This is a genomic window from Aeromonas sp. R5-4, from assembly GCF_040908215.1.
In the GTDB taxonomy this organism is placed as follows: Bacteria; Pseudomonadota; Gammaproteobacteria; order Enterobacterales; family Aeromonadaceae; genus Aeromonas; species Aeromonas veronii.
In genome coordinates this window covers 1-3,815 of record NZ_JBFODG010000009.1, presented here as the reverse complement: position 1 = coordinate 3,815, position 3,815 = coordinate 1, and the positions used below count along the sequence as shown (strand labels likewise).

Genomic DNA, 3,815 nt, shown 5'->3' with positions numbered 1-3,815 from the left:
CTGAACCTCTGCGAGCTCTCCCATATTCTGCCCAGCGATGGGCAACCGCTGTCCAGCCAGCAGGCGCAGGCCGAGCCCCTGCGCCGTTATGACGCAGCGGGCAGGGTCAGCCAGATAGGCCCCAATCAGTACCGCTACGACAAGTGCGGACGGCTCAGTGAGAAGGTGGTATCACGCCCCGGTTTCCGGCCTCAGACCACTCAATTTGAGTGGGATGGCTTTGACCGCCTGCAACGGGTCATCTTGCCCGATGGCAGCCGCTGGCGTTACCGCTATGACCCCTTTGGTCGGCGTATCGGCAAGGAGCGGGAGGGGCAGGTGAGCCAACTCACCGCGATAACCCGCGTCCACTATCGCTGGGACGGTGACCAGCTGGTGCAGCAACAAAGCTACCGGGCCGATGGCAACGCCGCCCGTCAGGTGCAGTGGGTCTATGAGCCGGGCAGCTTCAGGCCGCTGGCCCAATGGGAAGCTGGTGAGCAGGGCGAGCGTCTGCACTACATCGTGACGGATGTGGCGGGCACCGCCCGCGAGCTGTGCAGCGAAGCCGGTGACATTATCTGGCGTGGTGAACAGCGGCTGTGGGGCAACTATCGCGCTGATGCCATCCCTCAACCGCTCAGGCGCTTCCTTGGGGATGCGGCCAACGACGAGACCTACTGCGAGCTGCGCTATCAGGGTCAGATTTATGACCAGGAGACGGGGCTGTACTACAACCGGCACCGTTACTTTGATCCTGAGTTGGGGCAATATATCTCGCCAGACCCAATAGGTTTTGCAGGAGGGCTGAGGCCACAGGGATATGTGCATAACCCGCTGACTTGGATTGACCCATTGGGATTATTTGGTGAAAAGCCACTTAATTCTCCCGATCCTGCTAAATGGCTGGATAAAGGAGGTACGTTATGGAATGAGCTTGACGGTACATGGGTATATCAAAATGCAGCAGGTACAACGGTAAGATATCCCAGTGGGTATCCTGATTTTGGACCTTTTTCAACGCAACAGGTTGATGTGCCTGATTTAAGGGGAAATCATGGGCGGGGACCCTCTGGAGATTTTGGTAAGGCCGATGCGCTTGCACCAAATGGTACAGCTGATTACACTAAAAATACTTGGCACCACCATCAGAATGGGACCACTATGCAAGAAGTACCAAAAGATATTCATGCAGAATTTACCCATAGAGGTGGAGCATCTAATATTAAGAAAAGATCCTGCTAACATGAGAAAGTGAAAATGGCAATTAAATTATCCTTAGGTATTAGCATGCAAGATGTGAAACATATTCAGAGCATCTATGGGCTAATTTTCCCACTTGATTATGAGAGTTACCTATTAAGTGTTAATGGTGTTTTTATTAGCGCCAATTCATACTGCACCATTCCTTTTATGAAAGTTGATGATGGAGTTATTGATTTTCAGGAAATGTATGGAATAAAAACTTCAAATCCGCTACTCGATCTGAATTATGCCAATCAGTTCAGGGAGGAAATAGTCGGGTTTAACAGGCCGTTTATTATTGGCGCAGACCCCGGTGGCAATATGTTTTTTATTGAATGCTCTGGTGTTGATGATTCTGTTTATTATTGGGATAGAACGCACTTGCACTCTGGAGAGCATGCTGAACGCAAAGAAAAAAATGAAGAAGGTGATGTATACAGGCTATGTGATAACTTCACCTCATTTTACAAAGAAATAATGGCTAATGTTGGTGGTGATGCAACTGAGATAAAAGAATTGTTATAGCTTAAAATAGGTTTTCTAGGTTGTTAATTTTTTAGAGTATAAGTGGTGTTGTTGCCCAAATCGATGCAGCTTGAATGGAGTTAGCTGAGGACTCGGCGATTTGATCACCACTATCCTCTTCAAGTCTGCATCATGGGCACGTCGCCTCACCCCATCACCAAATGTCTCTTATTTCTCATGGCTCTCTCACCTTCTGGGTTGATGCTGCTGCAATGAATAACTGGTTCCACCACGGCATCACGGGCGGCGGGGCCGCAGCCAGCTCTACACAGACCAGACCATCTCAACCTTCCTGATGCTCAAGGGGATTTTCAACCTCACTCTGTGCGGGCCACTCAGGGACTACTCGACTCCCTGTTCGAGTTGATGAATGTACCGTTGTGCGCACCGGACTATAGCTGCGTCAGCAAGGTGACGGTGGCTTATCGACAGCCCCCAAAAGGACGTGTTACCGGTTTTGTTATCGACTCAACCGGGCTGAAGGTATTTGGTGAAAGCGAGTGGAAGGTCAGAAAACACGGCGCCGAGAAACGGCGAGTCTGGCGCAAGTTACATCAAACAAAATCCTGTAGGGACAAACAACCCTAGAAGGGATGAGTATTTACGTAAGGCGGATGAGCATAACAACAAACCACCTAAAAAAGGGTGTTAAGAGGGCAGGCTAATATGGTCGTTAGGAAAAAAGATTTACAAGTTGATACTGTTTTCTCTATTGAAGTGCCGGAGTATGGATACGTTTTGGCTCAGTTGAGAGAAGATTGTTGTATGGATGTCTTCGACAACATGAGAGAAAATAACTCATGGGAAGGTGAAGATCTCAGTGCAGCCCCCATTTTATTCACCATTGTTGTTGCGGCACATAGGTTACTAGGTCTCTTTTCATCAGAGGTAACGAATGTTGTGAAAATCAACCGTCGCCCTAGAAAATTGTTGAGCTTGTCACTTTCTTCAGAGAAAAGGGCGGTTACAGGACTTCCTGGACTCCGACTTGTGAGGCATGGCGAAGTGTACGACCCATGTAATACAGACGTGCTTATATCTACTTTAGAACCAGATGTACATGCTGATATACTATATTCATATGAATGCCTCAGTATGATTGGGCAGCCAGACATTATTCGTGAGAGAATAGTTAATTTTTATAAAGCAGGCGTTAACTGGGATAAGCAAAAATCAATATTATATCCAGAATTGGCATTGCCTCCGAAGGGATATAAAAAAATCAATTACGATTACACTATAAATAACTGATTGTTTTTTTGATACATTCTCAATTTCTCAAAAAAACAATTAACTCCTTAGGAAAATACCTGACACCGATATATTGCCGGTGTTTTTTTACAGCCACTGGGGCGAACAGGGCTGGAAGCTCAATGGCAACGGCCAGGTGGTGGCCGAGCGTAGCAAGCGCGGTCACGAACGTCAGGCCCGGCTGTTTGGCTATGACAGCGAGCTGAACCTCTGCGAGCTCTCCCATATTCTGCCCAGCGATGGGCAACCGCTGTCCAGCCAGCAGGCGCAGGCCGAGCCCCTGCGCCGTTATGACGCAGCGGGCAGGGTCAGCCAGATAGGCCCCAATCAGTACCGCTACGACAAGTGCGGACGGCTCAGTGAGAAGGTGGTATCACGCCCCGGTTTCCGGCCTCAGACCACTCAATTTGAGTGGGATGGCTTTGACCGCCTGCAACGGGTCATCTTGCCCGATGGCAGCCGCTGGCGTTACCGCTATGACCCCTTTGGTCGGCGTATCGGCAAGGAGCGGGAGGGGCAGGTGAGCCAACTCACCGCGATAACCCGCGTCCACTATCGCTGGGACGGTGACCAGCTGGTGCAGCAACAAAGCTACCGGGCCGATGGCAACGCCGCCCGTCAGGTGCAGTGGGTCTATGAGCCGGGCAGCTTCAGGCCGCTGGCCCAATGGGAAGCTGGTGAGCAGGGCGAGCGTCTGCACTACATCGTGACGGATGTGGCGGGCACCGCCCGCGAGCTGTGCAGCGAAGCCGGTGACATTATCTGGCGTGGTGAACAGCGGCTGTGGGGCAACTATCGCGCTGATGCCATCCCTC

At 50.6% G+C, this 3,815-nt stretch carries 4 protein-coding genes and 1 pseudogene; all 5 read left to right on the top strand.

The genetic code is table 11. The features are described 5' to 3' along the window. On the top strand, positions 1–1,224 hold a 1,224-nt coding region (locus AB5Y83_RS03050; RefSeq protein ID WP_368174673.1), incomplete at its 5' end, for an RHS repeat-associated core domain-containing protein. 15 nt (positions 1,225–1,239) lie between these two features. Next, positions 1,240–1,749, top strand: coding sequence for an SMI1/KNR4 family protein (locus tag AB5Y83_RS03045; RefSeq protein ID WP_368174672.1), 510 nt, complete (start codon positions 1,240–1,242; stop codon positions 1,747–1,749). Between the two features lie 132 nt (positions 1,750–1,881). After that, positions 1,882–2,304 (top strand): annotated as a pseudogene (locus AB5Y83_RS03040) (transposase); the annotation flags it as partial. A gap of 111 nt (positions 2,305–2,415) precedes the next feature. Further along, entirely contained in the window at positions 2,416–3,000 is a 585-nt protein-coding gene (locus tag AB5Y83_RS03035; RefSeq protein ID WP_152524121.1) for a hypothetical protein, read from the top strand. A 79-nt stretch (positions 3,001–3,079) separates the two neighbouring features. Then, positions 3,080–3,815: RHS domain-containing protein (locus AB5Y83_RS03030; RefSeq protein ID WP_368174671.1), on the top strand; the 736-nt coding region annotated here is incomplete at its 3' end.